Below are 1314 nucleotides of genomic sequence, written 5' to 3'. Positions count from 1 at the left end.
GTATCTTGTTCCTAAAGAAGATTGGAAAACAACTCGTCTTACGGAAACTAAACTAGCCGTTCGTTCATCGGCAGATGAATATCTTGAGGAAAGAAGAAAGTCACTAGCTCAACGCCTTACATGGGTTTCAAATAATCTTGATTCTCTAGAAGGAGTAAATATCGAAAAGGCTAAGATCCGATTGGACCGTTTGGAGAAGAATACACCCGAAGAAGCGAGAGCTTTTAGCCTGTCTTTATATAATATGTTGCCAAGAATAAAGCTCACTGATCTTTTAATGGAGGTAGCACACTGGACAGGATTTGACGAAATGTTGATACATGCCTCAACCAATCGCCCACCAAAGGGAGAGGAAAAAGTAGTTCTCATGGCTGCTCTCATGGCGATGGGAACTAACATAGGACTTACTAAAATGGCAGAAGCGACACCAGGAGTTACCTATCATCAAATGGCTAATGCAGCGCAATGGCGTTTATTCGATGATGCTATAAGTCGTGCACAAGCGACATTAGTGAATTTTCAACATAAGCTTAAACTAGCTTCCTATTGGGGAGATGGAAGTACCTCTTCCTCTGATGGAATGCGCGTACAGGTTGGTGTTTCATCGTTACATGCCGATTCCAATCCACACTATGGGTCTGGAAAAGGAGCAACCATTTATCGATTTACTAGTGATCAATTTTCAAGTTTTTATACGAAAGTCATTAATACCAATGCTCGTGATGCTGTACACGTTATTGATGGATTACTTCATCATGAGACAGATTTAAACATTGAAGAGCATTTTACAGACACAGCTGGCTACGCCGACTCAGTATTTGGATTGAGTCATTTACTAGGATTTCGTTTTGCACCAAGGCTACGTGATTTAGCTGACTCTAAGCTATTCACGATCCAAACGCCAAATGAATTCCCAAAATTAGAAAATATACTCCGTGGTCGTATTAATACAAAAATTATTCAAGAGAATTTCGATGACGTATTACGTGTAGCTCATTCTATTCGAGAAGGAAAAGTGTCCGGTTCACTTATGATGGGGAAATTAGGGTCGTATGCGAGACAAAATAAACTTGCAACTACTTTGCGAGAAATGGGGAGAATCGAAAAGACCATTTTTATTTTGGATTACATATCTAACGAAACACTACGCCGTCGAATTCAACGAGGACTAAATAAAGGAGAAGCGATGAATGGGTTAGCGAGAGCCTTATTCTTTGGAAAACGAGGTGAGTTGCGGGAACGAGGAATACAAGACCAGCTACAACGTGCAAGTGCTTTAAACATTCTAATTAATGCCATTAGTGTATGGAATAC

General features: G+C 40.2%; 1 protein-coding gene. It reads left to right on the top strand.

Going from position 1 to position 1314, the window contains the following annotated elements:
• The coding region (locus C3B52_RS35550; RefSeq protein ID WP_123058884.1) for a Tn3 family transposase at nt 1-1314 on the top strand (1314 nt) is incomplete at both ends.

Source organism: Brevibacillus reuszeri, assembly GCF_002897295.1.
Taxonomy (GTDB): Bacteria; Bacillota; Bacilli; order Brevibacillales; family Brevibacillaceae; genus Brevibacillus; species Brevibacillus reuszeri_A.
Note: the sequence above shows the minus strand (reverse complement) of the source record. Positions and strands in the feature narration are given on the sequence as shown.